Here is a 25,142-nt window from a genome sequence, read left to right on the forward strand (position 1 = left end):
ATCCCTTTCTGTCGTATCTCTCTACATCCTTGATATCACCGGGCTCTGACAAGTTCGGGAGAAGACGAGCGTGTTCGACGCTTGAGCTGGGTCGCGATCATGATCGTCAGAGCCGGAATCCAGGCGTATCCCAGGGCGGTCCTGATGATGGTCCGGTCGCCCAGCCACGCTCCGGCCGACACCAGTACACCTGCCCACACGACAGCGGCCAGCAGGCTGAGCACCATGTATTCGCGATGCCGCAGTGAGGAGGTCGCCACGAGTCGGGGCGTGATGGTGCGGACACCCCCGATGAGGTGACCGGCAGTGGCGACAGTGCGTGGTCGTGATCGTGCGTGTGTGGCCAGCCCGTGGACAACCCTGATCACCGCGGCAGGCAGCGCCGACTCCGCGCGCCCGAGACCCAACACCGTGCCGGTGCGGCGACCGTGCCAGAACGCCCACTGCGCCCCCAGGCTTGACGCGACCGCGGCGGTGACGACGGCAGGGAGCCACGGTACGACGCCGATCGACGTCAGCACCCCGAGCGTGATCGGGACGCTGTTTCCTGGTGTGAAAAGACCGAGCAACGACGCGGACTCGAACGCCAGCAGCACGAATACGATAGCGAAGACGACCCATACGGGCACGGACGACAATCGGTCCACATCGAGGATGTTCAGGTTCATACCTGTCGAATCTGGTCGACCGTGGCACGGAAAACACCACGATCGACCCACGGATCGACGGTAGGGCCAGCCCTACCTCGGGCCGTGGGTTCACACTGCGGACAAGCCGACGACACCCGACTTAGGCTGATCCGCATGAACGAGGCTCTACCGATTCCCCTGAATCCACTCAGGGCGTGGATATCGCCGCACTGGTGGCTTGCGGTGGCGTCGTTGCTGGCATCGACGGTCGCCGGGCTGGGCGGTTGGATGATCCTGGGCCTGCTGATACTGGCGGTGTGCGCACTGCCGTTTGCGCTCAGCGGGGTGCTCGTCTTCGCGCTGACGATAGTGGCGCTCAAGTGGATGGACCGTGCAGCGCGTGCCGGAATCGGTTTCACCGGTGGAATTGCCATCGAGGGCCCCGAAGTGACCGTGTACCCGACCAGTTGGCGCAAGTTCGTCTGGTGCCTCCGCGACATCGGATTGTGGAAGTCGTTGTGCTACTGGCTCATCCGCATTCCGGTATCGACTGTTCTGCTGTTCTTGCTGCCGGCGCTCTTCGTGGCCCTGCCGGTTCTCGCCCTGGCCCCGGTCGCCTGGATCGTGACGAATCCGGTCGCCAACCAGCTCGAAATCGGCGAGCGGGTGGGCTATCCGCTCGTCGCGTTGGTCGGCTTCGCATCCTTGGTGACTTTCGTTGCGGGGGTGCCACTGCTGCTCACCGCCCTGGCGCGACTCGACTGGTGGAGTGCCGCAGCCCTTCTGGGTCGATCGGAGTCCAGTAGGAGAGTGGACGAATTGACGGTGAGTCGAGCTCGTGTCGTCGACGCTGCGGATGCCGAACGCCGTCGTATCGAACGCGATCTGCACGACGGGGCCCAGCAGCGTCTCGTCTCGGTGGCAATGTCACTGGGGCAGGCGAAGTCGCGCGTCTCTGCGAGCGAGGACGCGGTGTTGAAGGAACTGCTGGACGACGCACATCGAGAAGCAAAGAACGCGATCGGCGAGATCCGCACCCTCACCCGCGGTCTGCATCCGCCGATCCTGACCGACCGTGGCCTCGACGCCGCATTGTCGTCCGTGGCGGCGTTGTGCACGGTACCGGTGACGTTCCGGATAGACCCGGCCCTCTCCGGTGATCGACGTCCGGACGCCACCGTCGAGTCGACGGTCTACTTCGTCGTCTCGGAGGCTCTGACCAACGTCAGCAAGCACGCGAAGGCAAACCACGTCCGTGTGGACGTCGCGAGAGTCGAGTCCGCAGTGCGGGTGACGGTGGTCGACGACGGATGTGGCGGAGCGCATCCGGCACCGGGAGGCGGCCTGGCCGGGCTCGAGGACAGGCTCAGCGGAATCGACGGAACCCTGTCCATCACGTCGCCGTCCGGTGGCCCGACGCGGCTCGAGGTGAGCATCCCGTGCGAGTGATCATCGCCGACGATTCGGTTCTGTTGCGAGAGGGAGTCGCTCGCCTGCTGACCGATGCCGGAGCCGACGTGATCGGCAAGGTGGCCGACGCGTCGGAACTGCTCGCGGCCATGTCCGCTGCCGATCCGCTTCCCGATGTCTGCGTGATCGACGTACGCATGCCTCCCACCTTCCTGGACGAAGGTCTGCGCGCAGCGCTGGTCATTCGCCACCGGTGGCCCGCTGTAGGGGTTCTCGTGCTCTCGCAGTACGTGGAGGAACGGTACGCAGCCGAGCTCATTCGGCAGAGCACGGACGGCGTCGGCTACCTGTTGAAGGACCGTGTAGCCGACGTGGACGAATTCGCCGATGCCGTGCGGACCGTGGCCACCGGTGGAACGGTCATCGATCCGGAAGTGGTGCAGCAGATCCTGGCTCGGGCCCCACGATCGGATCCACTCGATTCGCTGACCCCGCGCGAGCGGGACGTGTTGACCGCCATGGCCGAAGGCAAGTCGAACGCCGGAATTGCGGCTGCTCTGGTGGTCGGTCAAGCAGCCGTGGAGAAGCACATCGGAAACATCTTCGCCAAGCTCGGGCTGCTCGGCGACAGTGCCGATCACCGCCGTGTCATGGCCGTCCTGCGATATCTGGGAGCGATCCAGTGAAAAAAGTTCTGTGGCGCACTGTTGTCGCCGTGTCGGTTGCCGTCGTAGTGGTGGGTACCGCAGGAGCGGCCACGACGGCCACCCTCGCCGTCGGCTTCACCACTCCGAAGATGCAGTCCTTCGATTACTCCGCCGATACGACGATCGCCGGTAACAATCTTTCCGTGACAACGAGATTCGCCAAGGTGTCGGTGTCCATGAGCCCCGACTCGGAGTTGCACGTACGGGCCGACGGCTCGTACCGAGGAGATACTCCGACAGTCGACATCAGCGAGGACGGCTCGACGATCGCTGTGGAGTGTTCCTACCGTAAGCGAGGCAGCTGCGACATCGGCCTCGAACTACGGGTACCCGCCGGCTCGATTCTCGACATCGACGCAGCAGCAGGCGACGTGGAGCTCTCCGACGTGGACGCGCAGGCATCGGTGTCCACGTCCGCGGGATCCGTGACCGCTCGGGGATCTGCCGGAAGACTGGACATCACCACCGGATTCGGTGACGTCGACATCACCGACGCGGCTGTGTCGACAGTCGAGGTGGACACGACTTTCGGTCGGGTCGCCCTGGATTCGAGGGTGCCACCGGACTCGGTCCGTGTACAGAACATGCAGGGCGACAGCACGATCGAACTGCCGGCAGCCGATTTCTACGACGTCGAGGCGACGTCGGAGAAGGGAGATGTCGACATCGACGTCGTCGACGATCCGAATTCACTGAGGTCGGTGTCGATCACCAGTGAAGAAGGCCAGATTTCGGTGCAGCGGAGATAGTTTCGGTCGGTGACTTACCTGTTCAATGACTCCGACGCCACGCGCTGAACGATCTGACCGAGGACGTGGTGGGACGCACCAGCCACGGCCACGGATGCAACTCGACCGGGGCCACGGCGTCGGCGATGCGGGAGAAGCCGGGAACGGGCGCCCAGGTGGTGGCCAAGGCGCGCCCGGAGAGTTCGTCGGCCACTCGACCGCGGCGCACCTCCAACGGACGGGTCGACGCGATCTCACCGAGCGTCTCGGTGAGAAACACCAGCCGCTTGCCGGAGAGCCTCAGTTTCCGCAGCAGCGGTTCGTCGAACACGAACACGGCAGGTCGATCGGGCTGCGCCGCCAGGGCCGGGTCCGCGGTGCCGAGCGACTCTGCGGTGATCCACACTTGTTCTGCGCCAGTGCCTTCGACGTGGACAGGGCCGGCGGGAATCGGAGCCTTGTTCAGATCCGGGCCGTCGACCGCGGGGCCGAGATCGTCGTCGGGCCAATTCTCGATGGGGCACGCATCTTTCAGTGCGCAGTTGCGGCACAGGGACTGTGCTCGCTTGTTCACCTGCCACCGACTGAAGCCGTAGACCTTCCCGCTTCCGGTACCGACGGTCCACTGCCAGCCGAGGCGATTGGCGGCGCGTGAGCCGTCGAGCAGGTGGGCGAACATCTCGTCCTCACCATCGCGCCACGTCGCACCGGCGCGGACTGCCCACTGGGACGCCAGCCACATGCGAGTTTGATTGACGAGCCAACCGTCCTCGTGCAATTCACCGACCACCGAGGACATGCAGTTCATCTCCTCGGGCCACGGCTGCGCGGTCCAGCCCTGCGGACGCGGCTGCTCACGGCGGAGCGAACGGCCGAGATCCGTTCCGACCCGTGCATAGAGGTGGCGAGCATATTCCTGCCACATCAACTCGTCGCGGTAGCGGGAACGGTCGCGGGAGGGAGCGTCGGCGACCGCGTCCCACACTTCGCGCAGCGTCAGCAGTCCGTGGCGGATGTACGGCGACATGCGGCTCGCGCCTCGGCGATTCACCGGGAGGACCGTGCTTCTATCGCGGGCATAGCCGGTGATGTCGAGTCCGGCCAGCGCGGTATCGGCAGCGGACTGTCCACCTCGAATGGCACCGGCAGTAACCCCGTCCGCCCCCTCGCGAGTCAGATCGCCCAGGTGCTCGGCAACCCAGGCGACGACGTCATCGGTGGCGGCGCCGTCGGCGATGGATGGGGGAGGAGGTAGCTCGGACATGCCGTCGGACTTCCCCGTCGGGCGGAAAGGGAAACGCGGGGGTCAGGGTCGCGGTAGGCGTCGATGAAGCGGGTTCGATGTCGTTCTTGTCGCCGCCCTCCCCTGGTGAGGCACGGACGAGACGACGGCGGGCGTGTCCGCAGTGGCGCGGGCGGCATCGTGCGCTTGCATCGCGGCGCTGTTTCCTCTACCGAGAACGGGTGAGGAGATCTTTCGGGCTGCCGCCTGCCCGCATGCCGGACACGGCACCTCCGAGGGCACGTCGGCCATGGAGAATCGCTGCTCGACGGGGGCGCAACGCTGTGCGCAGCGGAAGCTGTAGGTGGGCACGTATCCGAGGGTAGCGTTAGATGTCGCATCAGCGACGTTCCGGCACAACGTCATACAAGATTTACATGCCATATGCGGCCGGATGCACCGCGACGGTGCAATGATCGAGGCAGGGGAATCCGCGCAACCGGAGGTGTTCAGTGCCCGAACTGCTGTTTCCGCTCGACTCGACGAAGAGTTTCACCGAACAGGAGATCGTCGGCCACAACCGATGGCATCCCGACATTCCGGCGGCGGTCACGGTCAAACCCGGCACATCTTTTCGAGCCCACTGCCGCGAATGGTTCGACGGGGCCATCCACAACGACGATTCCGCCGAGGACATTCTGAATGCGCCGCTCAACAACGTGCACACACTGTCCGGGCCGTTCCACATCGAGGGAGCCGAGCCCGGCGACCTGTTGATCGTCGACATCCTCGACGTAGGGCCGATCCCGCAGGAGGATTCGGGTCCGCTGGCCGGTCAGGGCTGGGGTTACACGGGAATCTTCGCCAAGGAGAACGGCGGCGGGTTCCTCACCGATCGATTCCCCGACGCGTACAAGGCAATCTGGGATTTCTCGGGGCAGACCACCACATCTCGTCACGTTCCGCACGTGAAGTACACCGGCATCACCCATCCCGGCCTCATGGGGACCGCGCCATCGGCGCAGTTGTTGGCGAAGTGGAACGCCCGTGAAGGTGCCTTGATCGCCACCGACCCCAATCGTGTTCCGCCACTGGCGCTTGCCCCAGAACTCGACGGGGCGATTCTCGGATCACTGAGCGGCGACGAATTCTCCCGTGTCGCAGGTGAAGCCGCGCGCACGGCACCGCCCCGCGAGAACGGCGGAAATCAGGACATCAAGAACCTCACCAAGGGCACTCGCGTCTTCTATCCGGTGTTCGTGCCGGGGGCGAAGTTGTCCTTCGGCGACCTGCACTTCTCGCAGGGAGACGGAGAGATCACGTTCTGTGGAGCCATCGAGATGGGCGGCTTCATGGACCTGCATGTCGACCTCATCAAGGGTGGCATGGAGACCTACGGGGTGAGCGAGAACGCGATCTTCATGCCCGGTAACACGGCACCGCAGTACTCGGAATGGATTGCGTTCTCGGGTATTTCGGTGACCCTCGACGGTGAGCAGAAGTATCTGGACTCCGACCTGTCGTATCAGAACGCATGCATGCACGCGATCGACTACCTCACCAAGTTCGGCTACAGCCCCGAGCAGGCGTACCTGTTGCTGGGTTCGGCCCCGATCGAAGGACGCCTGTCCGGGGTGGTGGACATCCCCAATTCCTGTGCCACCGTGTACATCCCCACCGCGATCTTCGACTTCCCGATAGCACCTTCTGCCAGCGGACCATTCCAAATAGACCCGGGAACGGGAGCGCCGAGGGCGCAGTTCTGACGCAGCGGGGTGGTCGAGATTTGTCGCCGAATGGCTAGTGGGCCTAGCCGTAGCCGGCAGTGATGTTCTGATTGACGCGGACCACCCGGGACTCGACTTCGGCGAGCGCAAGGATGTCCGAGACAGTCTCCGTGCTGCCACCGAGATACGCGCAGGGGAAGTCGAAGTGCTGAGCCACGCACCATGTGTGATCGCTGGGCCACCACAGATTCGGTGACAATCCTTCGAGTGTGTCCGCTGCGCGTGAGACCGGTCCCTTCAACAGGAAATAGTCGTAGCCGGCGATGGCTGCGGTCGGTGCCGTCGCGCGAATGTCGTCGAGTGCTGTGTTGCCTTCCCAGACGGCGAACCAGCACTCATCCGGTGTTGTCGTGCTTCGAGCGAGTACTTCGATGATGGATTCCAGCTGATCACGCCAGGGTGCAACGGTTTTCGACGACGCATGCTGGGTCGTGCTGGCACGTACGGGATACAGGACACGGGCATAGGCGTCGAACACAGTGGGGACCAGCGAGCCCACTGTGGTTGTGGCGAGGCCGTCGAGGTTGTAGTCCACCCACTGCGCTTCCGAGACATTCTGCTGCAGATCGTCGTTCGACCATTCCGGGCGATACGTGCTCGATGCCATAGCCCTCACGCTACCGACATCGAGTGCGCCCGCTGACAGGTTGAGCCACCACCCGCCAGGCGAATTGTTCAAGCCAGGATCGTTCAGCTCCGAATGCCGATCATGCGGTTCGGATGGCTCACGTCAGTCCCTACCACCGTGACTGCGTAGATGGTGGGCGGAGCCGTCGACAGCCTTCTCGCCCTGTTCGTAAATCTGTTCGAAACTTGTCGGTGGGTCGCGGTAGATTTTGTTCATGCTTTCGGGGGACGGCGGATCAGGGGTGGACGGCATCGATACGGTGCCGCCTACCCCTGACGTGTCCGATCCCGACTTGTCGGCATTCGTGGAGCGGGTCGAGGCCGCGGTTGCCGAGTTGGCGGAACAGGCGTCGGCGTCGTGGACGAACGCCGACCGGCGTGCGGTGATCCAACGCATGGAGACGGTGACCCGATCCTTGTCGGCGTACTCGTACACCTGGCTGAACGAGCTGATCGCGCAGCACGGCCTCGACGTGTATCCGGGCTCGGTCCCGTCCTCGGTGGCGTGGATGCTGCGGATCACCCCTCGAGCAGCAGGAGCACGAGTCCGTCTGGCCGCGGAATTGGGTGACCGGACTGCGTTCTCCGGAGAAGTACTGACCCCGTTGCTGCCGCGGACAGCGCAAGCACTGCGGGCGGGGTTGCTCGATGCCAAGCATGTGCAGATGATCCGCGAATTCTTCCGCCATCTGCCCTCGAGTATCGATCCGCAGACCCGCGATCTCGCCGAACGACAGTTGGTGGAACAGGCAGTGAAATTGCGGCCGGACGATTTCGCGCCGGTGGTGGCGTGCCTCGACGCGATGGTGAACCCGGACGGCGACCACGATGATGACGATGACGACGGAAACCCGCCGAAGCCACGGAAGCGGAGGGATGCGTTCTTCTACCTCGGCGAGCAAGGGGTCGACGGGATGTCGGAAGGAAAATTCTGCGTCGACCCCGAACTACGCGCCTACCTCGAAGCCCTGTTCTCCAAAGCCGCGAAACCCGGCATGTACAACCCCGCCGACGGCAAACCGATCACCGACGACGACACCGGAAGCGACGAGGACGACCACACCTCGGGCGAGGATGCCCACGCACGACCGCAGCCCGGGACCACGCCCCGCGAAGCAGGGGCGAATGATGCAGGATCGGGGGACTCCAATCCCGAAACACCACCGCTACCTGAGCGGGAAAACCGGTGGCGACGTGATGCGGGACTCTGGAACGACGGTCCATGCGGTGACGGCCCTTGCGGTGACGGCCCTTGCGGTCACGACGAATGCGGTCACGACGAATGCGGAGGCGGCATCGAATGCGGTTGCGGTACAGGCTCTGACGACGCCTACTCCGACGCCTCTGCTGCCGGTCGTACCGCTGCCGGGCACGGCGATACTGAGAGCAGTCAGGCACGGGCCGAGGCAGCGGCGTCAACGCGCGAGGCCGCAGCCCAGCGTGACATCCGCACCCAGAACGAACGTCGTCACGACGCCCTGAAACTGGCGCTCCGGCACACCCTCGCCTCCGGGACTCTCGGCACACACCGAGGCCTGCCCGTCACCGCGATCGTCACCATGACCCTGAAGGATCTCGAAGCCGGCTGCGGTTACGCGAAGACCGCTACCGGATCCCGCGTGTCGATCCGCGACGCGATCCGCATGGCTTCCCATGCCCACCACTACCTGACGATCTTCGACGACGACGGCAGAGCCCTGTATCTGGGTCGTTCCAAACGCATCGCCTCCGCAGACCAACGCATCGTGCTCATCGCCCGAGACCGCGGCTGCAGCTTCCCCTCCTGCACCCGCCCCGCAACCTGGTGCCAAGCCCACCACCTCACCGATTGGATAGACGGCGGCAACACCGACATCGACGGATTGACCTTCGGCTGCGACATGCACCACGCACTCGTCGGCACCGGACCAGGAAAGTGGTCGACCACCAAAACCACAGCAGCACATCGCTACCCAGGCCGGACCCTGTGGCATCCACCGGCCGGGATGGACCCGCGTAGGCGTGGGCTGATCAATCACGCACACCACCCCGAAGAGGTGCTGTACCCGCCGGACCAGCATGACGACACCGGGGACGAGGAACCACGACAACCCGCCTGACCACCAACACCAGTCTCAGGGCACAGCCCTGCCTGTAATCAGCACAACCTGCCTGCCCGAGGGACGGACTCGGAGGTCGGCCGTTGCGTACGGTGGGTCGATGATGGTTCTCGGGAGCGGCACGGCTTCGTTGTCGCCGCCTGCGCGCTTCGTGTGGAATGCGCTGATGCATCCCGATCTGCACCCGCACAATCGAGGCTTCGCCTGGCCGGTGATGTTCCAGGACGCGCCGCCGCCTCGGGTGGTCGAGAGCAGTGAGTTCGACCGTGTCGTGTGGAGCTCACCGTGGCCTACCGTTCCGGAAGTGCTGGTGCAGTTCGATTTACGACCGAATACCCAGCTCCGATGGGCGCTGCTGGCTCACGCACCTGCGCCGAGTCTGCAGACGATCGAATGGTTGCGCGCTCAGGCAGGCCATCTGGTGAATGTCGATCTCAGGAGAGCTCTCGGTCACTAGCGGCGGCTAACTGTTGCCGCCGCTCGGCCCGTAGGAATACCGCTTACCGATTGTGAACCACAGGATCGGCCCGATGATGGGCAGAACGAACGCAACGAGAATCCATGCCAACTTGGCAAAGAATCCCATGTAGCGGTCACGGACGATCGAGAAAACAGCCATGGCGAACAGGGCAAGCGCGATAGCGACACCGGTAGAGGTGATCTGTCGAGACGCAACTCAGTCGGTTCCGCGCAGAGAATCGCGACGTACCGCGACTCGCCGACCACGGTCCACCGGATCCCCTGGGTGCAACGATTCCTGTAACTCGAAGATTGCAGCGTCGTCCAACTCCGTGTCGGACGCCCCGGCCGCCCAGTCCCAGTCCTGCGTGGACCACACATAGTGCGTCACCCTCCACTTCGGTGCCCATCCCTCGTCACTGCGGGGACGGCGGCCCAGGAACGTTCTGCGAGAACCGGTATCGAAGCCCCCGTCACCGGCGATGCGAACGTCCTCGGGAGTGAAATCCAAAGGTGCGCGAACGGTCAGCGGCGTCGATGTCACCTGGTCTGTGAACCACTGGACGTGCTCGCGGCGCGACGCCCTCGACTCGTCCTCGAGCAGTTGGTGGTACTCCTCGGTGGTGTATGCGGGCCCGTCCCAGACGAACAACGCCTCGTCGATCGGTTCGCCCACTGCGAGTTCGACGAACTGCGAACCGATTCCGACTTCGTCGATGCGGTCACCCAGGATGAAGCCGGACTCGACGTCGACCCAGATTCGGAGCGGATACGGCTTGCCCTCCGGCGGAGCCAACCGAACCGTCCAACACTTGCGCCCCGCGAACTCGACCGTCTCCACCGGCCCGGTGGGTTGGGCGAACTCGTTGCCGGCCCATTCGGCGGTACTGCGTTGCTGCAACAAGAATTGGCTGGGCCCCAGGTAGATCACTCTGCCGAGTGGGCCGACGCGAGGCCGGTCGGCCGGGCCCGTGAAGTCCCAGGCGCGCGTGCCGTCGCTGATGAAGATGGGACTGCCGTCGATGCGTTCCAGGCGAGTCTTTCGCCCGGATCGCCATACCCGACAGCTGTCTTCGGGCGCGATCAGAACCGGCGGCGTTCCGCTGTAGGCGAATCCGTGACGAAAGGACTCGGGGCTGCCCGCTTCGTGGACTTCCTCGATAGTGCCGCGCAACGGTATGTTCGATTCACTTGTCATAGCCGTGAGCACTTCGATCCACGCGGTCATGGCCGCAGCCTAATGCGATCGAACTCGACAAGGTGGAGTTCGGAGTCGAAGGGAGTCGGGTGAAAATCAGCGCCGAGGTCAATCCCACACTTCCGCTGGCGTTCGACCTTGCCTGGATGTCCGTGGTCGTGTTGTGGCTGGTGCTCGTCGTTGTTGCGTGGGTGTCGATATTTCGCAGCACTCAGTCGCGTAGGGGCACGAAATTCTGGTGGTGCGTATTTGTATTGCTGATGCCGATAACCGGTGCACTGATCTGGTTCGTCGCTCGCCCGCGTAACTCCGACAACGATCAGCGAACGAGTTCGTAGCGAGCCAGCCACAGTCCCGGCAGTACTTCTTGATCTTCGGTGTGTACGAAGCCGAGTGACTCGTACAACCTGCGGGCCGGCGCATTGTCTCGTCCGTTAGCAACCTGAACTCGTTGTCCCACAATCGAATCCAACATCACGTCGACCAAACCGCGTCCGATTCCTCGTCGATGTGCGTGTGGAGCCACCACCACGCGATCGATCTCCGCCTCGGACCATGCAGCGGCACCGAGGATTTCGTCACCTTCTCGCGCGACGAGCCAGTGGACTTGTGCGGCGCACAGATCGTCCACCGACTCGTGCAGCAACGGAATCCTGCTGTCGCCGATCAGTCCTGCTTCGACTGCATACGAACTCTTCTGCACTGCGAGAATCTTCTCGGCGAGGCCCAGGTCGGCGGCAGGGTCGACACCGACGATCTCAATAGCGACCACCAGCGGGAGCCGGCAAAGCGTCGAGTGCAGCGAGGTGATCGGCGCTCAGGGTCAACTCGGCCGCTCCCGCGTTCTCGTCCAGACGCGACGTGCGCCGGGTGCCGGGAATCGGGACCACATGTTCACCCTGCGCCAGAACCCACGCCAAGGCCACCTGCGCAGGCGTCGCACCGAGCTCGTCGGCGACCGCCGCGATGGCGTCGACGATCACGAGGTTGGCATCGAGGTTGTCCTGGCTGAAGCGCGGCAATCGTGAACGGAAATCGTCTGCGGCAGGCGTGGTTCCGCGAAAGTTCCCGGTCAGAAAGCCGCGGCCCAGCGGTGAGAACGGGACGAATGCCGCACCGTTGTCTTGCGTCCACTTCAGGGAGGTCGCCAGGTGGTCGCGCGTCCACAGTGACAGTTCGGACTGCACGGCCGAGATCGGATGCACCTGCTGGGCCCGATCGAGCTGCTCGACGGTGAACTCCGAGACGCCCAGTGCACGAACCTTTCCGGCCTGCACGGCCTCGGCCATCGCGCCGATGCTGTCTTCGACGTCCACCTCGGGATCCGGGCGATGCAGGTAGTACAGATCGATGTGGTCGACGCCCAGGCGACGGAGTGAATCGTCGATCGCCGAGCGCAGGTGCTCGGGCTTGCCGTTGGGGCCCGAAATGACCGGCTCTCCGGCGTCGCCGATATGAGATTCGAGACCGCCCTTGGTCGCGAGGATCACCTCGTCGCGTCGGCTACCGATGGCCGTGCCGACGACCTCCTCGTTGGTGAACGGTCCGTACACATCGGCCGTGTCGATGAAATTCACACCCAGGTCCAGGGCGTGCCCGATGACGTGATCGGGGCTCTCCGTCCGGTCGTCGGCCTTGTATGCCCAGGTCATTCCCATGCATCCCAGGCCGATGGCACCCACCTCGGGGCCGTCGTTCCACAGGGTGCGGGTCTGTACTGTTCGTGCGCTCATGGACTCGACCATACGACGAGAAATGTGTTGTCGCTCGGACTTGCCGGGCGACTAGCATCGCCGCATGGCTCTTCCACACTCGAAGGTGTATTTCGGCGACCGTTTGGTCGAGGCGCAGGATGCGACGCTCGGAGTAGCGACCTCGGCCGTTCTGTACGGGCTCAGCGTCTACACCGTCTTCCCCGTGCAGGTGGACGGCGATCGGCGTACCGCGTTCCGGTTGCTCGATCACTACCAGCGACTGGTCGAGTCCTGCAAGATCATCGGCATCGACACGTTCGCGTCGCAGTGGACGTTCGAGCGGTTCGTACAGGCGACACGCGACGTGGTCGACGCCAACGCCCCGACGGCCGAGGTCTACGTTCGAGCTACCGTCCACGTGGACGAATCGATTCCCGGAACTCGGGTGCGCGGGCTGCACACCACGGTGTCGATCTTTCTGTACGACGCCAATCCCATTGTCCCGCAGGACGGCATGCGGTTGAAGACGAGTGTGTGGCGTCGAATCCCCGACAACGCCATTCCATCGCGCGCCAAAGTCAACGGTGCGTACGTCAATTCTGTTCTCGCCAAACAGGATGCGATCGACAGCGGTTTCGACGACTGCATCTTCCTCGACATCAACGGCCACGTGTGCGAACTCAGTGCCGCGAACATCTTCCTCGTCCGGAACGGCGTGCTCGTGACCCCGGACGTCACCAGCGACATTCTCGACGGCATCAACCGTCGGACCATTCTGACCCTGGCGCGTGAGGAAGGGCTGACGGTTCAGGAGCGGACGGTCGATCTCACAGAGCTGTACATCGCCGACGAGGTGTTCGTCTGCGGCACCTCGGCCGGAGTTGCTCCGGTGTACGAAATCGACGGTCGCGCACTAGGAACCAAGGAAACCGGCCCGGTGACGCTGACTCTGCGTAAGCGACACCAGGCCGCGCTCACCAGCGACGAGGTGCACGGCTGGGTGAGCGTGCTGTGAGTTCTACGCCGGGCAGGTCGAGGTGAGTCCGGCGATCAACGCTTCGGCGGCCGGCTGCTCGAGTGGATCGGCGGCCGGGTTCGGACCGGCCGTGGTCCAGGCCAGCGATACCTGACGTTGACCGTCCGGGCTCGAGAACGCGTAGGTGCGGTAGCCGAAGCCGTTGCCGCGGTTGCCGAATACGAGCTCGCCCGAGCCGGGGTTGCACGCGTCTCCGCCGAGCAGCAGGCCGAGTCCGTACGTGGACGGCGTCACGACCTGCATTTCGTCGATCAGGTTCTGCGGGATCAGCGTGCCGTCGAACAGCCCTCTGAAGAAGGTGTTCATGTCGGCCACGGTGGAGACCACTGCCGCCCCCGCCGACCAGATGCTGGCGTCGTACTCGGTGACGTCGGTGTACGTCCCGTTGTCCAGAACGTAACCGTGCAGGGCATCGGCGTCGAGCGTCGAATCGGTGGGGTACGCCGTGTCGGTCATCTCCAGGGGATCGAAGATCCTGTCCTGCAACGACTGTCCGATGGACTTGCCGTCCAGATCGGCGATGATCTTCCCGAGCAGGACGTAGTTGGTGTTGGCGTAGCTGAACTCCTGCCCGGGCTCGCTCGTCCAGGGCGTGGCCACAGCCTGGGCGAGCAACTCGTCGTCGGTGACGGCATCGTTCGCGCGGGCGGCGATCTGCTCCGCTGAGTCGAAACCGGTGAAGTAGTCGGGAACGCCGCTGGTGTGGTCGAGTAGCTGGCGAACGGTCACCGCCCTCGGGAGCAGGCCGGGAAGCAACTCGTCGACCTGCTGATCGAGCTCGAGCTTCCCCTCGTCCACCAGCTGAAGCACGACGGCAGCAACCATTGCCTTGGTGACGCTGGCAATGCGGACCGGGTCGTCGGCGGACGCGGCCTCGGTGCCGTCGCGTTCGACGAGGCCTGCGGCTCCCGACCATGAATCCTCGCCGTCACGTACCTGCGCGACAGCGGCGACGGACCCGGCGTCGACCATCGCGTCCAAGGCCGCCTGGACATCGTCGGTTCTGATGGTTCCGGTCGAGGGCGTGGTGGTGGTCGACTCGACGGCTGACGGCTCGTCGGATGTGGAGCATCCACTGACCAGCAGGGACGTCGACACGGTGAGGGCGGCGAGGATTCGTAGCTTGCTCATGCCTTCGACGCTAACGCCGCCCCGCGAAGGATTTCAGTGTCAAATGTCAGTGATTCTCGATGGGAGAGGTCAGCGATCGACCTGCCCCGCGCTCGAATCCAGCAGAACCTCGGCCGCAGTCTTTGCCGCAGCGGCAGATTCGGCCAGTTCGGTGATGGCCGCCGTGGTTTGAGCGCCCTCGGCGAGCAACGCGATCTGCAGCCCGACGGTCGGTGCGCAGCCGGCTTCGACGGCCAATCGGGTGACGTACTCGATGAAGTTCTTCTTGTGCTGATGCGCGGCGTCGGCGACCTCGGGCATGGTTGCGCCCAATTCGCCGAAGGAGTTGATGAACGCACAACCGCGAAAGTCGTCCTCGCGAAACCAGTGGTCCAGGAAGTCGAAGATCGACAGCAGTTTCTCGCGGGGAGACTGGTGAACGGCGGCTTCGGCATGGATGCCGTCGTTCCACTGGCGGGTGCGACCGCGAAGAACCTCGGCCACGATGGCGGTCTTCGACGGGAACAGGGAGTACATGCGTTTGAGAGAGATGCCAGCCGCAGTGCGCAGTTCGTCCATGCCGACGGCCTGAATTCCGCGGGCGTAGAACAGCGCGTCCGCTGCTCGGATCACGTCGTCCCGCCCGAGTTCCGTATTCGTCATCGTCTACCCCTTGCCGAGAGAACCAACGTTCTCTACAGTAGTCCACATGCGGAGAGAACGACCGTTCTCCTGCTCGGCTCAGGACCACAGGAAGGCAGGATCATGGCGCACATCAACGTCGGAACCGAGAACTCCACACCCGTCGAGGTCTACTACGAGGATCACGGCACCGGTCAGCCCGTCGTGCTCATCCACGGCTACCCGCTCGACGGCAACTCCTGGGAACGTCAGTCGCGGGCGTTGCTCGACGCCGGCTACCGCGTCATCACCTACGACCGCCGCGGATTCGGTCAGTCGAGCAAGCCGACCGTCGGATACGACTACGACACCTTCGCCTCGGACCTGGACAAGGTGCTGACCGAGCTCGATCTGAACGATGTCATCCTGGTCGGATTCTCCATGGGCACAGGTGAACTCGCGCGCTACGCCGCGAAGTACGGCACGGATCGCGTCGCGAAGTTCGCGTTCCTCGCCTCGCTCGAGCCGTTCCTGCTGCAGACCGACGACAACCCCACCGGCGTTCCTCAGTCGGTGTTCGACGGCATCGACAGTGCTGCTCGCGAGGACCGCTTCGCCTGGTTCGACAATTTCTACAAGGACTTCTACAACCTCGACGAGAACCTCGGGACCCGCATCAGCGAGGCCGCGGTCCGGGCGAGCTGGAACACCGCGACCGGCAGCGCTCCCGTGGCTGCTTACGCCGTCGTGCCCACCTGGCTCGAGGATTTCCGCGGCGATGTGGAGAAGGTCCGCGAATCGGGCAAGCCGACGCTGATCCTGCACGGCACGGCCGACAACATCCTGCCGATCGATTCGACGGGCCGGCAGTTCCACAAGGTGTTCCCGGAGGCGACGTACGTCGAGGTCGAGGGCGCACCGCACGGGCTGCTGTGGACGCACTTCCAGGAAGTGAACGACGCGCTGCTCGCGTTCGTGAAGTAAGAACATTGCGGCGGCAGGCATTCTGGCCTGCCGCCGTACATGGGCTAGACCGCGACGACGCCGTCGTGGTCGCTGTAGACGATCTCGCCCGGGTTGAAGGTCACTCCGCCGAAGCTCACCGGGACGTTCTTCTCGCCCGAGCCGGTCTGAGTGCTCTTGCGCGGGTTGGTGCCCAGTGCCTTGACGCCGATCTCGAGCGTGCGCAGAATCGCGGAGTCGCGCACCGCACCGTTGACGATGACACCCGCCCAACCGTTGGTGACGCCGCGTCCGGCGATGATGTCTCCGACCAGCGCGGTATGCACGCTGGCATCGCCGTCGACCACCAGTACGCCACCGTTGCCGGGTTCGCTCAGGGTCTGCTTGACCAGCAGATTGTCCTGGAAGCAGCGAATGGTGGTGATGGGGCCCACGAACTCCGTGTGCTTGCCGAACTGGATGAACTGGGTGTCGCAACTGCGGATATCGGGACCGATCTCGTCGGCCAGATCAGCTGTTGCCTTGAATTCCACAGGTGACGTCATGCGGCACAGACTATCGCTGGAACATCAACCGCGGCCGTGACGCCGTTCGTAGTCGTCACGAGTGCGGTCGACCCGGCTCTGGGCCTTGGCGTTGATCATCTGCGGGTCGAGGCCGTGGATCAGCAGACGATGCCGCCGATAGACGTTCATCAGCGCGATCGAGAAGTAGACCAGCGGAATGAACAGCAGCGACATCATCGCCAGGGACATCCACAGCGGGCCAGGGATCAGCAGGAACAGCAGCAGTAGCGGAACGATCGGAAGAACGAAGCGCGCGATGTAGCGAACCTGGGCACCATTACCCACCAGATCGTTTCGAACCCAGTCTTGCATCGACGCGGGCAGGACGCGTCCGAACGTGTACCCGAGGAACTGCATGGGGCTCGGGGTAGAGCGATCGGTTGTCATCGCGCAATGCTAGTCCGACCTGTCTTGGTATATGTCACCGTTGACTGCGGTTTATCTCATATGTGACGCTAACGTCAGTTTGTGACGGCGGACCGAAGGACTTCGACAGTGATCGATCGCAGAACCCTGCTCAGCGCACGTGCCGCGGACGGCGGACTCGGGAACTGGCGCGCAGTCACATCCGGCAACACCCGCCGAATACTGAATCTCTGATCGAAAGGGGTGGATGCTGCCGATGAGAACGCAAGCAATGCAACCGATCTCCGAGCACTGGGATTGGCAGATGAACGCTGCCTGCCGCTCGATGCCGGTCTCGATGTTCTACCCGCCCCTGGGACTGCGGGGATACTCGCTGAGAAACCTCGAGCGACAGGCGAAGCTCGTGTGCGATCGATGCCCCGTGATCGCGCGCTGCCTACAACACGCACTCGACTCGGACGAAAAGTACGGAGTCTGGGGTGGATCGACCGCACACGAGCGGTCCCTGATGGCTCGCGTCAACCCTGGCGAGCGGCGTTCGCAACGATGACGTCGCGAAGATACTGCGCCAAGCCGGACGCAATCCCGTTGTAGTGCTTGGCAAATCGCTCGTCGGCGATGTACATCTCCGCCAGGTTCACCTGCATCTCGTAACCGCAGTCGTAGTACCGTTCGATCGATGCCCGATGACGCTCGGCCAGTACCCCGGCCTCGGCGGAATCCGGTGACACACCCCGCTGCATCGCGGCTGCGAGATCCGCTTCGAGGAGATCGGCCTCGTCCTTGATGGCCTTCCAGTCGTCCTTGGTGAACGACGCCGTCCGCTCCTGCGACTGCTTCCACTCGTCGGTTTCGCCCCAGCGTTGCTCGGCTTCCTCTGCGTACTCTTCGCCGGTCCAGTTGTCACCGAAGATCTCGCGCTGCTCCTCGGGAGTCAGTTGCATACCCATCTTTTTCGCCTCCATCATCTTGTCCACGGCCGCAGCCATTGCGTGCAAGTGATCGATTCGCTCGTTCAACAACTCTCGCTGCCGACGCAGATGCGCCATGGCGTCGACCGCGGGATCGTCGAGCAACGCCGCGATGACGTCGAGCGCGAACCCGAGCTCGCGATAGGTCAACACCTGATGCAGCCGCTCCACATCGGCCGACGAGTACGTCCGATAGCCCTTCGGAGTTCTGCCCGACGGCACCACCAACGCGATCTCGTCGTAATGATGCAGCGTCCGGACGCTGACACCCACCAACCGTGCGACAGTACCGACCTGCATGCTGTCCTGGTCGCTGCCGAACGTCTCGTTGCCGACGAAGGAAGAATCACTCACGAAAGACACTGTGCTGCCTCCCGTGGCGTGAGGGTCAAGCGCTGCTGGCCTTCATGGTCGTTCCGCAGGCTCCACTGCTGACGAGCTTCCATGGTCGTTCCGCAGGCTCCACTGCTGACGAGCTTCCATGGTCGTTCCGCAGGCTCCACTCCTACCGGGTCACGCGTTCGCACCCGGAGGTGGACTCTCCGGCGAGCCGCTGCCCGAGCCAGTCGTACGCACCGGGACGGCCGTTGGTCTGCGCCACCGAATGATCCCCGGGGACCAATTCGAGGCGAACCGACGCTCCCGCCGCGCACCACTGGTCCTGCACGGCCTCGGCACCTTCCTTGGGAATGAGGAAGTCCTGCATGCCCTGGTAGATGTAGATCGGTGCGTCCGGAGTCGTCTGGCCCATCCGGTTCTCTTCGACGACGGCCTTGGTGATCGGGTGGTCGAAGACATCAGGCACGTTGGAGAGATTTCGCTGGTCCAGCAACAACAGTCCCGAATACGACAACACATCGACGCATTGATCCTTCTGCGCCAAAGCCAGTCGCTTCCCGTTGTCGTTGGCGAGCTCCCGCATCTCCGGGTACTCCCTGGACAATCCGATGGTCGCCGCAGTGAACAGACCGGAACCGATCTGGCCGTTCAGAGAGGTCTGCAGAATCTTGTAGTCGGTCGGCGGGCCACCGAACGCGACACCGGAGATGTTCAACTCGGGCGCGTACTCGGGAGCCAACTGGGCGGCCCAACCCGAGGCGATGGCACCGCCGGAGTAGCCGGTGATGCCGATCGGCGCGTCCGCAGCCACTCCTGCACTCTGGGATGCGCGTAAGCCGTCGAGCACGGTGTGTCCGGAGACGAGACCGGCCGAATAGGCCTGCCGAGGACCCTGGTAGTCGGTGACGACGACCGTGTAGCCGCGGTCGAGCAGAATCCGGACCTGATCGACTTCCTTGTTGTTGCCGCGCGGCAGCGTGTACGACGGCGCGCACTGATTACCGAGCGAGTCCGTTGCCTCGTTGTACGCGATGACCGGACGATCTCCGGCTCCGGTCCACGGCGCGGTGGGCGTCAGGACCGTCGTCGCCGCGGCGATGGGTCGGTTCTTCGAATCGGTGGAGCGGAATAGCAACTGCACGGACGACGCCTCGGGGGTGACCGCGACGTCGCGACGGTTCAGCACCGTGCCGGGCTGCAGGTTCTCGTACCCGGCAGGCGGGTCGAACCATGGATCACCGAGTGAGGTGGGGAGATACGCATCCGGATCGCTCGGCGGAGCGATGAAATCCTGCAGTGGATCGGCCTGGGCCGACCCTGCGAACGACAGCATCAGTGCCGCGGCTCCGGCCAGAACGAATGCCTTGCGCATATATTTCCCACCCTGTAGCTCCGTACGCCCCGACGTCCGGTAGACCACTGACCATCGTGCCACAGGATTCGGTAATTTCGGCCCTGTGAAGTGAGCCGAAGACCAGGTAGGTTGTCTGTTACTCAAAACACTACTCACCAGTAGGGACCAGTCCATGCCAGCACCGTCCGCCTCGACCTTCTCCCGGCTCGCCGATCTCATCGCCATCCCCGACGCCGAATCGCGGCCGACGAAAACCATCACCGAGGTGTTCACCGGCAAGGAGCTGGCGACCATCCCGGTGGGCACCGCCGCCGACGCGACCGCTGCGATCGCACGCGTTCGCGCAGCTCAGGTGGCCTGGGCCAAGCGCCCCGTGTCCGAGCGCGCCGAGATCTTCCACCGCTACCGCGACCTGGTGCTCGCCCACCGCGACGAGCTGATGGACATGGCGCAGGCCGAGACCGGCAAGTCCCGCGCCGCTGCCCTCGAAGAGGTTCTCGACATTTCGATGACCGCTCGGCACTACGCGCGCACCGCCGCGAAGCTGTTGGCCCCGAAGAAGGTCACCGGCATGCTGCCCGTGCTGACCAAGACTCGGATCCGGTACCAGCCGAAGGGCGTCGTCGGAATCATCTCCCCGTGGAACTACCCGATGACCCTCGCGGTGTCCGACGCCATCCCGGCACTGCTGGCAGGCAACGGAGTGGTGCTCAAGCCGGACAGCCAGACGCCGTACTGCGCGCTCGCCTGCGTCGAACTGCTCTACAAGGCCGGTCTGCCCCGTGACCTGTTCGCCGTGGTTCCCGGCCCGGGTTCGGTGGTGGGAACCGCCATCGTCGAGAACACCGAGTACGTCATGTTCACCGGCTCCACCGCCACCGGTCAGCTGCTGGCCGAGCAGGCCGGGCGTCGACTCATCGGATTCTCCGCCGAGCTCGGCGGCAAGAACGCGATGATCGTCGCCAAGGGTGCCAACCTGCGGGAAGTGTCCGACGCGGCCGTGCGGGCCTGCTTCTCCAACTCCGGCCAGCTCTGCATCTCCATCGAACGTATCTACGTCGAGAAGTCGATCGCCGCGGAGTTCACCGAGAAGTTCGGTCAGCGGGTGCGCAACATGAGCCTCGGAGCCGACTACGAATTCGGCATCGAGATGGGCAGCCTCATCTCCGAGGATCAGATCAAGACGGTCTCGGCCCACGTCGACGACGCCAAGGTCAAGGGCGCGACCGTCGTCGCAGGCGGCAATGCACGCCCCGACATCGGCCCGCTGTTCTACGAGCCGACGCTGCTGACGAACGTCACCGAGGACATGGAATGCGCGGCAACCGAGACCTTCGGGCCGCTGGTGTCGATCTACCCCGTCGCCGACGTCGACGAGGCCATCGAGAAGGCCAACGACACCGAGTACGGACTCAACGCCAGCGTGTGGGCCAAGACCAAGGCGCAGGGCGAAGCCATTGCGGCGCGGCTGCATTCGGGCACCGTCAACGTCGATGAGGGCTACGCGCCGACGTGGGGCACCACCGGCGCTCCGATGGGCGGCATGGGCGTGTCCGGTGTCGGACGCAGGCACGGTACCGAGGGGCTGCTCAAGTACACGGAGTCGCAGACCATCGCGACGACGCGTCTGCTCAACCTCGGTGGGCCGCGCGGACTTCCGCCGAAGCTGTGGGCAAAGATCATGCCGCCCTTCGTCAAGGCGCTGAAGTACATTCCGGGTCGGTAAGCAGCGTCGACGACGGGGGAAGATCTATCTCGCTCGTAGCAGCGAGATGCTCAGTGCCCTGCTGTAGATCGAGTCGGTGTCGATCGAGTCGCTGTCGACTCGATCGAACATCGGCCACGACTGTCGATCGATTCCCTCGTCGTCGAACGTCGCCACGGGGATGTCCCATACCGTGGATCCGGTTCTGACGTCGATCCCGCGCAGCACTTCCGGTCCGAACAGCGTGGCGACGTCGCCGTCGAGGGCACCGACCTCCGCGAAAGCCCCCGATTCTCGACTCCACAGCGTGGTCCCGGTGTCGAGGTCGATCGCGGACTCGGTGGCCGTGTCGGTGTTGCGCAGCAGTGCAACCGAACCCGTGACCGCGTAGGCCAGTCCGTTGGTGGACAGGAACGCCGCGGCGGGGCCGGTGATGTCCGACGGAACGGCCCAGACCAGACTCTCGTCGGTCCACACGGGGTCGGGATTCGACGGCCGATAGCCTCCCGTTCCGAGCAGTAGCGGACTCGACTCGGCGGGGGAATCGAACGTCGGTTGCTGCAGGGTCACGGAATCCGTTGCAGCGAGAACGGTTCCGTCGGTGTCGACGATTTCCGAACCCACGATCGCATTCGGGTCCGAGCAGTCGGCCCGCGCCACCCGCACTGCGCCGTCGCGCGAGGCGACGCCCGATCGGGCGCAGTCGGGAACCGTTCTGGACCAGAGGTTGTCGCCGGTGTCGAGGTCGAAGGCGAACACTCCTCGGCCGTCGTCGAACAACCCGATTCCGTTCTCGGTGTGCAGCGTGGACGCGAACGGTGCGTCAGGCGAGGCCGTGGAATCGAACTGCACCGACCAGTCCGCGTCGAGGGCGTCCGCAGTGCCGCGAGACACCGTCGCCCTCGCACCATCGCGCACCGCCCGGGAGGTGTACACGTGGCCGTCTGCGGTGGTCAGACTCGTGATCGGAAAGGCCGTGTCCCGAGTGCTCGATTCTCCGGATTCGGTGTCGACAGTGAGGATCTCGGATGTCGTGCCGGTGTTGCCGCGGTAGCAGACGACCTGCCCGTCGACGAATTTCTCACCGCAGCCGACGATATCGTCCGCGGGTGCACGCCAGCGCACCGAGCCGTCTGTGATGCTCGCGCCCACCAGGGTCGCGTCGACGAACTCCCTGCCGTCCAGGCGGCCGACGAGCGTGACGACCGTCGACCCGTCGGAGATGGAACCCGAGTGCATCGAATCGGTGTCACTGCCATGGACGGGATTGCGGAACTGGCCGCCCTCGATACCCGCATCCGAGGGAGTGAGAGTCCACCCGAGTCCGGGAGCGGACCCCGTTGCACCGTCGATGGGGGCGCCGGGCGTCCGCTCTTCGGTTGCGCACGATGCGCAGACGAGCGCTGCTACCAGGACCGCGGCGGCGGAGATCTGGAGGCGACGTGTCATGAGCGATTCTCCCGCCTGTGCAGAACCGAAAGAAGGTGGCCGGTCCGTTCTTGGAGCATAGAGAACGAAAATTCCCCGCACTCCCGGTGGGGGTGCGGGGAACTGCCGTAACGCTTGGCCTGGTCGGCGCTGGACCTAGTTGACGCTGTGTCCGTTCAATCCTGCGTGTGCGTAGTGATTGCGACTGTCGGGAATGTGGTTGTCTCCCAACACTCGGGCGATCTGCTGCTCGCTGAGTCCGAGGCGACGGAGCCGCTCGCACACTGCATCGAAATCGAGCATCTTCGCGTCGAGTTCCTGCTGCAGTTCGATCACTTCGGCGCGGATGGTCTCGGCCTCGTCCAGTGCGGCCAACGTGTCCTTCGGCTCGGGTAGCAGCAGTGCGAGCAGTCGATCACGTGCGTCGGTGCTCAGACCCTCGAAGGGGCGCTGTCCCGGCTGAGCCTCGTGCCGACCCTCGACGCGACGATGGGCGTCGTACTCGGCCTCGCGCTCGGCGGAGACGTACTTTTGCGTGTCACCGAAGGACGGAATCTCCGCGAGCTGGTCCTGCGGCTCGTCCTTGGGTCCCTGCGCAGGGGTCGTCGCGATGTCGATCGTCTGGCGCAGAGGGCGATTCGGAATGAAGATCACCGCGATCAGCGTGACGATCGCAACGAAGCCGGCGATCATGAAGATGCGTCCGGTCGCGTCACCGTAGGCGGTGCGGACGACTTCGAGGACCGGCGCGGGCAGTGCGGTGAGATCGAGTGATCCACCGCCACCCGACGAGCTGTCGACGCCGAGCTGGGCCAGGCCTGCTGCGGACTTCTCGGCAACCCGAGTTGCCAGGAGCGAGCCGAGAACCGAGACGCCGATCGCGCCGCCGAAGGTACGGAAGAACGCCACCGTCGACGATGCCGCACCGACGTTCTGCACACTGACCGTGTTCTGCACTGCGAGAACGAGATTCTGCATCAGCATGCCGGTACCGAGGCCGACGATGGTGATGAAGATTCCGACGGTGACCAGGCTGGTGGCGTGATCGATGGTGCCCAGGAGCAGGAATCCGACGACCAACAGAACGGATCCGGTGACGATGAACGGCTTCCACTTACCGAACTTGGTGATGAGCTGACCCGAGCCGACGGAGGCGACGAGCATGCCGAACACCAGTGGGATGGACAGCAATCCGGCTTCGGTGGGGGTGTAGCCGCGAGCGGTCTGGAAGTACTGGCCGAGGAAGGTGGTGGCTCCGAAGAGGCCGACACCGACGGCGATGGACGCGACGATGGCCAAGCCGGTGGTGCGCTCGGTGACGATCTTGAGCGGGATGATCGGCGACTTGTGACGCGCCTCGACGATGATCGTCAGGATGAGCAGCAGCACTCCGCCGCCGACCAGGTAGGCCGTCTCACGGGAGAGCCAGGCGTAGTAGTCGGCCTTGCCTGCGAACGAGACCCACACGAGGAGAACGGAAACACCTGCGGTGAGCAGAAGTGCACCGAGCCAGTCGATGGAGACGTTGTCCTTGCGGATGGTCTTGATGTGCAGGGTCTTCTGCAGCAGACCGAGGGCGACGACGGCCAGCGGTACGCAGACGAAGAAGCACCAGCGCCAGCCGAGCGGGCTGTCCACGATGACGCCGCCCAGGATCGGGCCACCGGACATCGACACGGCCATGACGGCACCGGTGTAGCCGGAGTAGCGGCCGCGATCACGCGGGGAGACGATGGTGCCGATGATGGCGATGACGAGAGCCGTCAGACCACCCATGCCGATGCCCTGCACCACGCGTGCGGCCAGCAGGACCGGCACGTTGTGCGCGAAGCCGGCGATCAGTGAGCCTGCGACGAAGATGAGAATCGCGCTCTGGACCAGCACCTTCTTGTTGAACAGGTCGGCCAGCTTGCCCCAGATGGGCGTCGATGCGGCGTTGGCCAGCAGTGCGGTGGTGATGACCCAGGCGTACGCGGTCTGCGAACCCTTCAGATCACCGATGATGGTGGGCAGTGCCGTCGAGACGATGGTGGTGCTCAGCAGCGCGGTGAACAGCGCGGCGAGCAGGCCGGTGAGGGCTTCGAGGATCTGGCGATGCGACATCGCGTCGGGATCGACGACTG

27 protein-coding genes are annotated in these 25,142 nt (G+C 64.3%); 11 read left to right on the forward strand and 16 right to left on the reverse strand.

The genetic code is table 11. The features are described from left to right. Positions 1-35: 35 nt before the first annotated feature. Positions 36-668 carry a DedA family protein gene (locus tag R3P95_RS16145; RefSeq protein ID WP_317548831.1) on the reverse strand — a complete coding sequence of 211 codons (633 nt, stop codon included), beginning with the start codon at positions 666-668 and terminating at the stop codon, positions 36-38. Between the two features lie 135 nt (positions 669-803). On the opposite strand from R3P95_RS16145, the gene R3P95_RS16150 reads away from it, so the two are divergent. Genes R3P95_RS16150 through R3P95_RS16160 form a run of 3 tightly spaced genes read left to right on the forward strand, consistent with a single transcriptional unit; the run spans position 804 to position 3,495 of the window. Beyond that, a complete protein-coding gene (locus tag R3P95_RS16150; RefSeq protein ID WP_317548832.1) occupies positions 804-2,078 on the forward strand; it encodes a sensor histidine kinase in 1,275 nt (424 codons plus the stop codon). Then, a complete protein-coding gene (locus R3P95_RS16155; RefSeq protein ID WP_317548833.1) occupies positions 2,069-2,725 on the forward strand; it encodes a response regulator transcription factor in 657 nt (218 codons plus the stop codon). Before R3P95_RS16150 ends, R3P95_RS16155 begins: the two co-directional genes overlap by 10 nt. Further along, entirely contained in the window at positions 2,722-3,495 is a 774-nt protein-coding gene (locus R3P95_RS16160) for a DUF4097 family beta strand repeat-containing protein (RefSeq protein ID WP_317548834.1), read from the forward strand. The genes R3P95_RS16155 and R3P95_RS16160 overlap by 4 nt, the downstream gene beginning before the upstream one ends. Before the next feature lie 22 nt (positions 3,496-3,517). Here the strand turns inward: R3P95_RS16160 and R3P95_RS16165 are convergent, their stop codons facing one another. Next, a complete protein-coding gene (locus R3P95_RS16165; protein WP_317548835.1) occupies positions 3,518-4,738 on the reverse strand; it encodes an FAD-binding domain-containing protein in 1,221 nt (406 codons plus the stop codon). Between the two features lie 42 nt (positions 4,739-4,780). Further along, positions 4,781-5,068: an FmdB family zinc ribbon protein gene (locus R3P95_RS16170; RefSeq protein WP_082898540.1), complete on the reverse strand. Its 288-nt coding sequence runs from the start codon at positions 5,066-5,068 to the stop codon at positions 4,781-4,783. 140 nt (positions 5,069-5,208) lie between these two features. Between R3P95_RS16170 and fmdA the strand changes: the two genes are divergently transcribed. Then, positions 5,209-6,462 (forward strand): formamidase, encoded by a 1,254-nt coding sequence (gene fmdA, locus R3P95_RS16175; protein ID WP_317548836.1) that lies wholly within the window; start codon positions 5,209-5,211, stop codon positions 6,460-6,462. A 43-nt stretch (positions 6,463-6,505) separates the two neighbouring features. Here the strand turns inward: fmdA and R3P95_RS16180 are convergent, their stop codons facing one another. Next, positions 6,506-7,090, reverse strand: coding sequence for a hypothetical protein (locus tag R3P95_RS16180; RefSeq protein WP_317548837.1), 585 nt, complete (start codon positions 7,088-7,090; stop codon positions 6,506-6,508). Between the two features lie 235 nt (positions 7,091-7,325). Here R3P95_RS16180 and R3P95_RS16185 point away from each other — a divergent pair, with 235 nt between their 5' ends. Beyond that, on the forward strand, positions 7,326-9,209 hold the full coding sequence (locus R3P95_RS16185) for an HNH endonuclease signature motif containing protein (protein ID WP_317548838.1): 1,884 nt from the start codon (positions 7,326-7,328) through the stop codon (positions 9,207-9,209). A 100-nt stretch (positions 9,210-9,309) separates the two neighbouring features. Then, positions 9,310-9,666: a hypothetical protein gene (locus R3P95_RS16190; protein WP_317548839.1), complete on the forward strand. Its 357-nt coding sequence runs from the start codon at positions 9,310-9,312 to the stop codon at positions 9,664-9,666. 6 nt (positions 9,667-9,672) lie between these two features. Here the strand turns inward: R3P95_RS16190 and R3P95_RS16195 are convergent, their stop codons facing one another. Together R3P95_RS16195 and R3P95_RS16200 are read right to left on the reverse strand one after the other, a co-directional pair. Further along, positions 9,673-9,828, reverse strand: coding sequence for a PLD nuclease N-terminal domain-containing protein (locus R3P95_RS16195; RefSeq protein WP_317548840.1), 156 nt, complete (start codon positions 9,826-9,828; stop codon positions 9,673-9,675). A 57-nt stretch (positions 9,829-9,885) separates the two neighbouring features. After that, a complete protein-coding gene (locus R3P95_RS16200) occupies positions 9,886-10,896 on the reverse strand; it encodes a hypothetical protein (protein WP_317548841.1) in 1,011 nt (336 codons plus the stop codon). 59 nt (positions 10,897-10,955) lie between these two features. Here R3P95_RS16200 and R3P95_RS16205 point away from each other — a divergent pair, with 59 nt between their 5' ends. Further along, complete coding sequence (locus tag R3P95_RS16205) at positions 10,956-11,204, forward strand: PLDc N-terminal domain-containing protein (RefSeq protein ID WP_317548842.1); 249 nt, start codon at positions 10,956-10,958, stop codon at positions 11,202-11,204. Here R3P95_RS16205 and R3P95_RS16210 read toward each other — a convergent pair. Both R3P95_RS16210 and R3P95_RS16215 read right to left on the reverse strand, forming a co-directional pair. After that, a complete protein-coding gene (locus R3P95_RS16210) occupies positions 11,186-11,638 on the reverse strand; it encodes a GNAT family N-acetyltransferase (protein WP_317548843.1) in 453 nt (150 codons plus the stop codon). The two genes, R3P95_RS16205 and R3P95_RS16210, sit on opposite strands and share 19 nt — an antisense overlap. After that, positions 11,625-12,599, reverse strand: a complete 975-nt coding sequence (locus R3P95_RS16215; protein ID WP_149407672.1) for an aldo/keto reductase — start codon at positions 12,597-12,599, stop codon at positions 11,625-11,627. The genes R3P95_RS16210 and R3P95_RS16215 overlap by 14 nt, the downstream gene beginning before the upstream one ends. Before the next feature lie 64 nt (positions 12,600-12,663). Here R3P95_RS16215 and R3P95_RS16220 point away from each other — a divergent pair, with 64 nt between their 5' ends. Further along, positions 12,664-13,575: an aminotransferase class IV gene (locus tag R3P95_RS16220; RefSeq protein WP_188078823.1), complete on the forward strand. Its 912-nt coding sequence runs from the start codon at positions 12,664-12,666 to the stop codon at positions 13,573-13,575. 3 nt (positions 13,576-13,578) lie between these two features. Here R3P95_RS16220 and R3P95_RS16225 read toward each other — a convergent pair whose 3' ends face one another. Then, positions 13,579-14,727, reverse strand: a complete 1,149-nt coding sequence (locus tag R3P95_RS16225; protein ID WP_317548844.1) for a serine hydrolase domain-containing protein — start codon at positions 14,725-14,727, stop codon at positions 13,579-13,581. Positions 14,728-14,796: 69 nt separating this feature from the next. After that, positions 14,797-15,369 carry a TetR/AcrR family transcriptional regulator gene (locus tag R3P95_RS16230; RefSeq protein ID WP_149407674.1) on the reverse strand — a complete coding sequence of 191 codons (573 nt, stop codon included), beginning with the start codon at positions 15,367-15,369 and terminating at the stop codon, positions 14,797-14,799. Positions 15,370-15,471: 102 nt separating this feature from the next. On the opposite strand from R3P95_RS16230, the gene R3P95_RS16235 reads away from it, so the two are divergent. Continuing rightward, entirely contained in the window at positions 15,472-16,311 is an 840-nt protein-coding gene (locus R3P95_RS16235; RefSeq protein WP_149407675.1) for an alpha/beta fold hydrolase, read from the forward strand. Between the two features lie 44 nt (positions 16,312-16,355). Here the strand turns inward: R3P95_RS16235 and rraA are convergent, their stop codons facing one another. Continuing rightward, complete coding sequence (rraA, locus tag R3P95_RS16240) at positions 16,356-16,835, reverse strand: ribonuclease E activity regulator RraA (protein WP_317548845.1); 480 nt, start codon at positions 16,833-16,835, stop codon at positions 16,356-16,358. 24 nt (positions 16,836-16,859) lie between these two features. Further along, positions 16,860-17,243 carry a DUF5313 family protein gene (locus R3P95_RS16245; RefSeq protein WP_094638507.1) on the reverse strand — a complete coding sequence of 128 codons (384 nt, stop codon included), beginning with the start codon at positions 17,241-17,243 and terminating at the stop codon, positions 16,860-16,862. 283 nt (positions 17,244-17,526) lie between these two features. Here R3P95_RS16245 and R3P95_RS16250 point away from each other — a divergent pair, with 283 nt between their 5' ends. Next, positions 17,527-17,772 carry a WhiB family transcriptional regulator gene (locus tag R3P95_RS16250; RefSeq protein WP_317549070.1) on the forward strand — a complete coding sequence of 82 codons (246 nt, stop codon included), beginning with the start codon at positions 17,527-17,529 and terminating at the stop codon, positions 17,770-17,772. On the opposite strand, the gene R3P95_RS16255 is transcribed toward R3P95_RS16250, so the two are convergent. After that, entirely contained in the window at positions 17,741-18,493 is a 753-nt protein-coding gene (locus R3P95_RS16255; protein WP_317549071.1) for a MerR family transcriptional regulator, read from the reverse strand. The two genes, R3P95_RS16250 and R3P95_RS16255, sit on opposite strands and share 32 nt — an antisense overlap. 205 nt (positions 18,494-18,698) lie before the next feature. Then, entirely contained in the window at positions 18,699-19,904 is a 1,206-nt protein-coding gene (locus tag R3P95_RS16260) for a lipase family protein (RefSeq protein WP_149407678.1), read from the reverse strand. Between the two features lie 115 nt (positions 19,905-20,019). On the opposite strand from R3P95_RS16260, the gene R3P95_RS16265 reads away from it, so the two are divergent. Next, positions 20,020-21,612, forward strand: coding sequence for a succinic semialdehyde dehydrogenase (locus R3P95_RS16265; RefSeq protein WP_256980806.1), 1,593 nt, complete (start codon positions 20,020-20,022; stop codon positions 21,610-21,612). A 24-nt stretch (positions 21,613-21,636) separates the two neighbouring features. On the opposite strand, the gene R3P95_RS16270 is transcribed toward R3P95_RS16265, so the two are convergent. Both R3P95_RS16270 and R3P95_RS16275 read right to left on the reverse strand, forming a co-directional pair. Beyond that, a complete protein-coding gene (locus R3P95_RS16270) occupies positions 21,637-23,040 on the reverse strand; it encodes a PQQ-binding-like beta-propeller repeat protein (protein WP_317548846.1) in 1,404 nt (467 codons plus the stop codon). Positions 23,041-23,175: 135 nt separating this feature from the next. Beyond that, positions 23,176-25,122 carry an MDR family MFS transporter gene (locus tag R3P95_RS16275; RefSeq protein WP_149407746.1) on the reverse strand — a complete coding sequence of 649 codons (1,947 nt, stop codon included), beginning with the start codon at positions 25,120-25,122 and terminating at the stop codon, positions 23,176-23,178. Positions 25,123-25,142: the final 20 nt, after the last annotated feature.

Origin of the sequence: Rhodococcus cercidiphylli, from assembly GCF_033042225.1 — a bacterium.
Lineage (GTDB): Bacteria > Actinomycetota > Actinomycetes > Mycobacteriales > Mycobacteriaceae > Rhodococcoides.

Bases quoted from the DNA above. Each gene is read 5' to 3' on its own strand.
- R3P95_RS16145 (WP_317548831.1), bottom strand. From the start codon at position 668: ATGAACCTGAACATCCTCGATGTGGACCGATTGTCGTCCGTGCCCGTA.
- R3P95_RS16150 (WP_317548832.1), top strand. From the start codon at position 804: ATGAACGAGGCTCTACCGATTCCCCTGAATCCACTCAGGGCGTGGATA.
- R3P95_RS16165 (WP_317548835.1), bottom strand. From the start codon at position 4,738: ATGTCCGAGCTACCTCCTCCCCCATCCATCGCCGACGGCGCCGCCACC.
- R3P95_RS16180 (WP_317548837.1), bottom strand. From the start codon at position 7,090: ATGGCATCGAGCACGTATCGCCCGGAATGGTCGAACGACGATCTGCAG.
- R3P95_RS16185 (WP_317548838.1), top strand. From the start codon at position 7,326: ATGCTTTCGGGGGACGGCGGATCAGGGGTGGACGGCATCGATACGGTG.
- R3P95_RS16190 (WP_317548839.1), top strand. From the start codon at position 9,310: ATGATGGTTCTCGGGAGCGGCACGGCTTCGTTGTCGCCGCCTGCGCGC.
- R3P95_RS16195 (WP_317548840.1), bottom strand. From the start codon at position 9,828: ATGGCTGTTTTCTCGATCGTCCGTGACCGCTACATGGGATTCTTTGCC.
- R3P95_RS16200 (WP_317548841.1), bottom strand. From the start codon at position 10,896: ATGACCGCGTGGATCGAAGTGCTCACGGCTATGACAAGTGAATCGAAC.
- R3P95_RS16215 (WP_149407672.1), bottom strand. From the start codon at position 12,599: ATGAGCGCACGAACAGTACAGACCCGCACCCTGTGGAACGACGGCCCC.
- R3P95_RS16220 (WP_188078823.1), top strand. From the start codon at position 12,664: ATGGCTCTTCCACACTCGAAGGTGTATTTCGGCGACCGTTTGGTCGAG.
- R3P95_RS16225 (WP_317548844.1), bottom strand. From the start codon at position 14,727: ATGAGCAAGCTACGAATCCTCGCCGCCCTCACCGTGTCGACGTCCCTG.
- R3P95_RS16230 (WP_149407674.1), bottom strand. From the start codon at position 15,369: ATGACGAATACGGAACTCGGGCGGGACGACGTGATCCGAGCAGCGGAC.
- R3P95_RS16235 (WP_149407675.1), top strand. From the start codon at position 15,472: ATGGCGCACATCAACGTCGGAACCGAGAACTCCACACCCGTCGAGGTC.
- rraA (WP_317548845.1), bottom strand. From the start codon at position 16,835: ATGACGTCACCTGTGGAATTCAAGGCAACAGCTGATCTGGCCGACGAG.
- R3P95_RS16245 (WP_094638507.1), bottom strand. From the start codon at position 17,243: ATGACAACCGATCGCTCTACCCCGAGCCCCATGCAGTTCCTCGGGTAC.
- R3P95_RS16250 (WP_317549070.1), top strand. From the start codon at position 17,527: ATGAACGCTGCCTGCCGCTCGATGCCGGTCTCGATGTTCTACCCGCCC.
- R3P95_RS16255 (WP_317549071.1), bottom strand. From the start codon at position 18,493: ATGCAGGTCGGTACTGTCGCACGGTTGGTGGGTGTCAGCGTCCGGACG.
- R3P95_RS16260 (WP_149407678.1), bottom strand. From the start codon at position 19,904: ATGCGCAAGGCATTCGTTCTGGCCGGAGCCGCGGCACTGATGCTGTCG.
- R3P95_RS16270 (WP_317548846.1), bottom strand. From the start codon at position 23,040: ATGACACGTCGCCTCCAGATCTCCGCCGCCGCGGTCCTGGTAGCAGCG.
- R3P95_RS16275 (WP_149407746.1), bottom strand. From the start codon at position 25,122: ATGTCGCATCGCCAGATCCTCGAAGCCCTCACCGGCCTGCTCGCCGCG.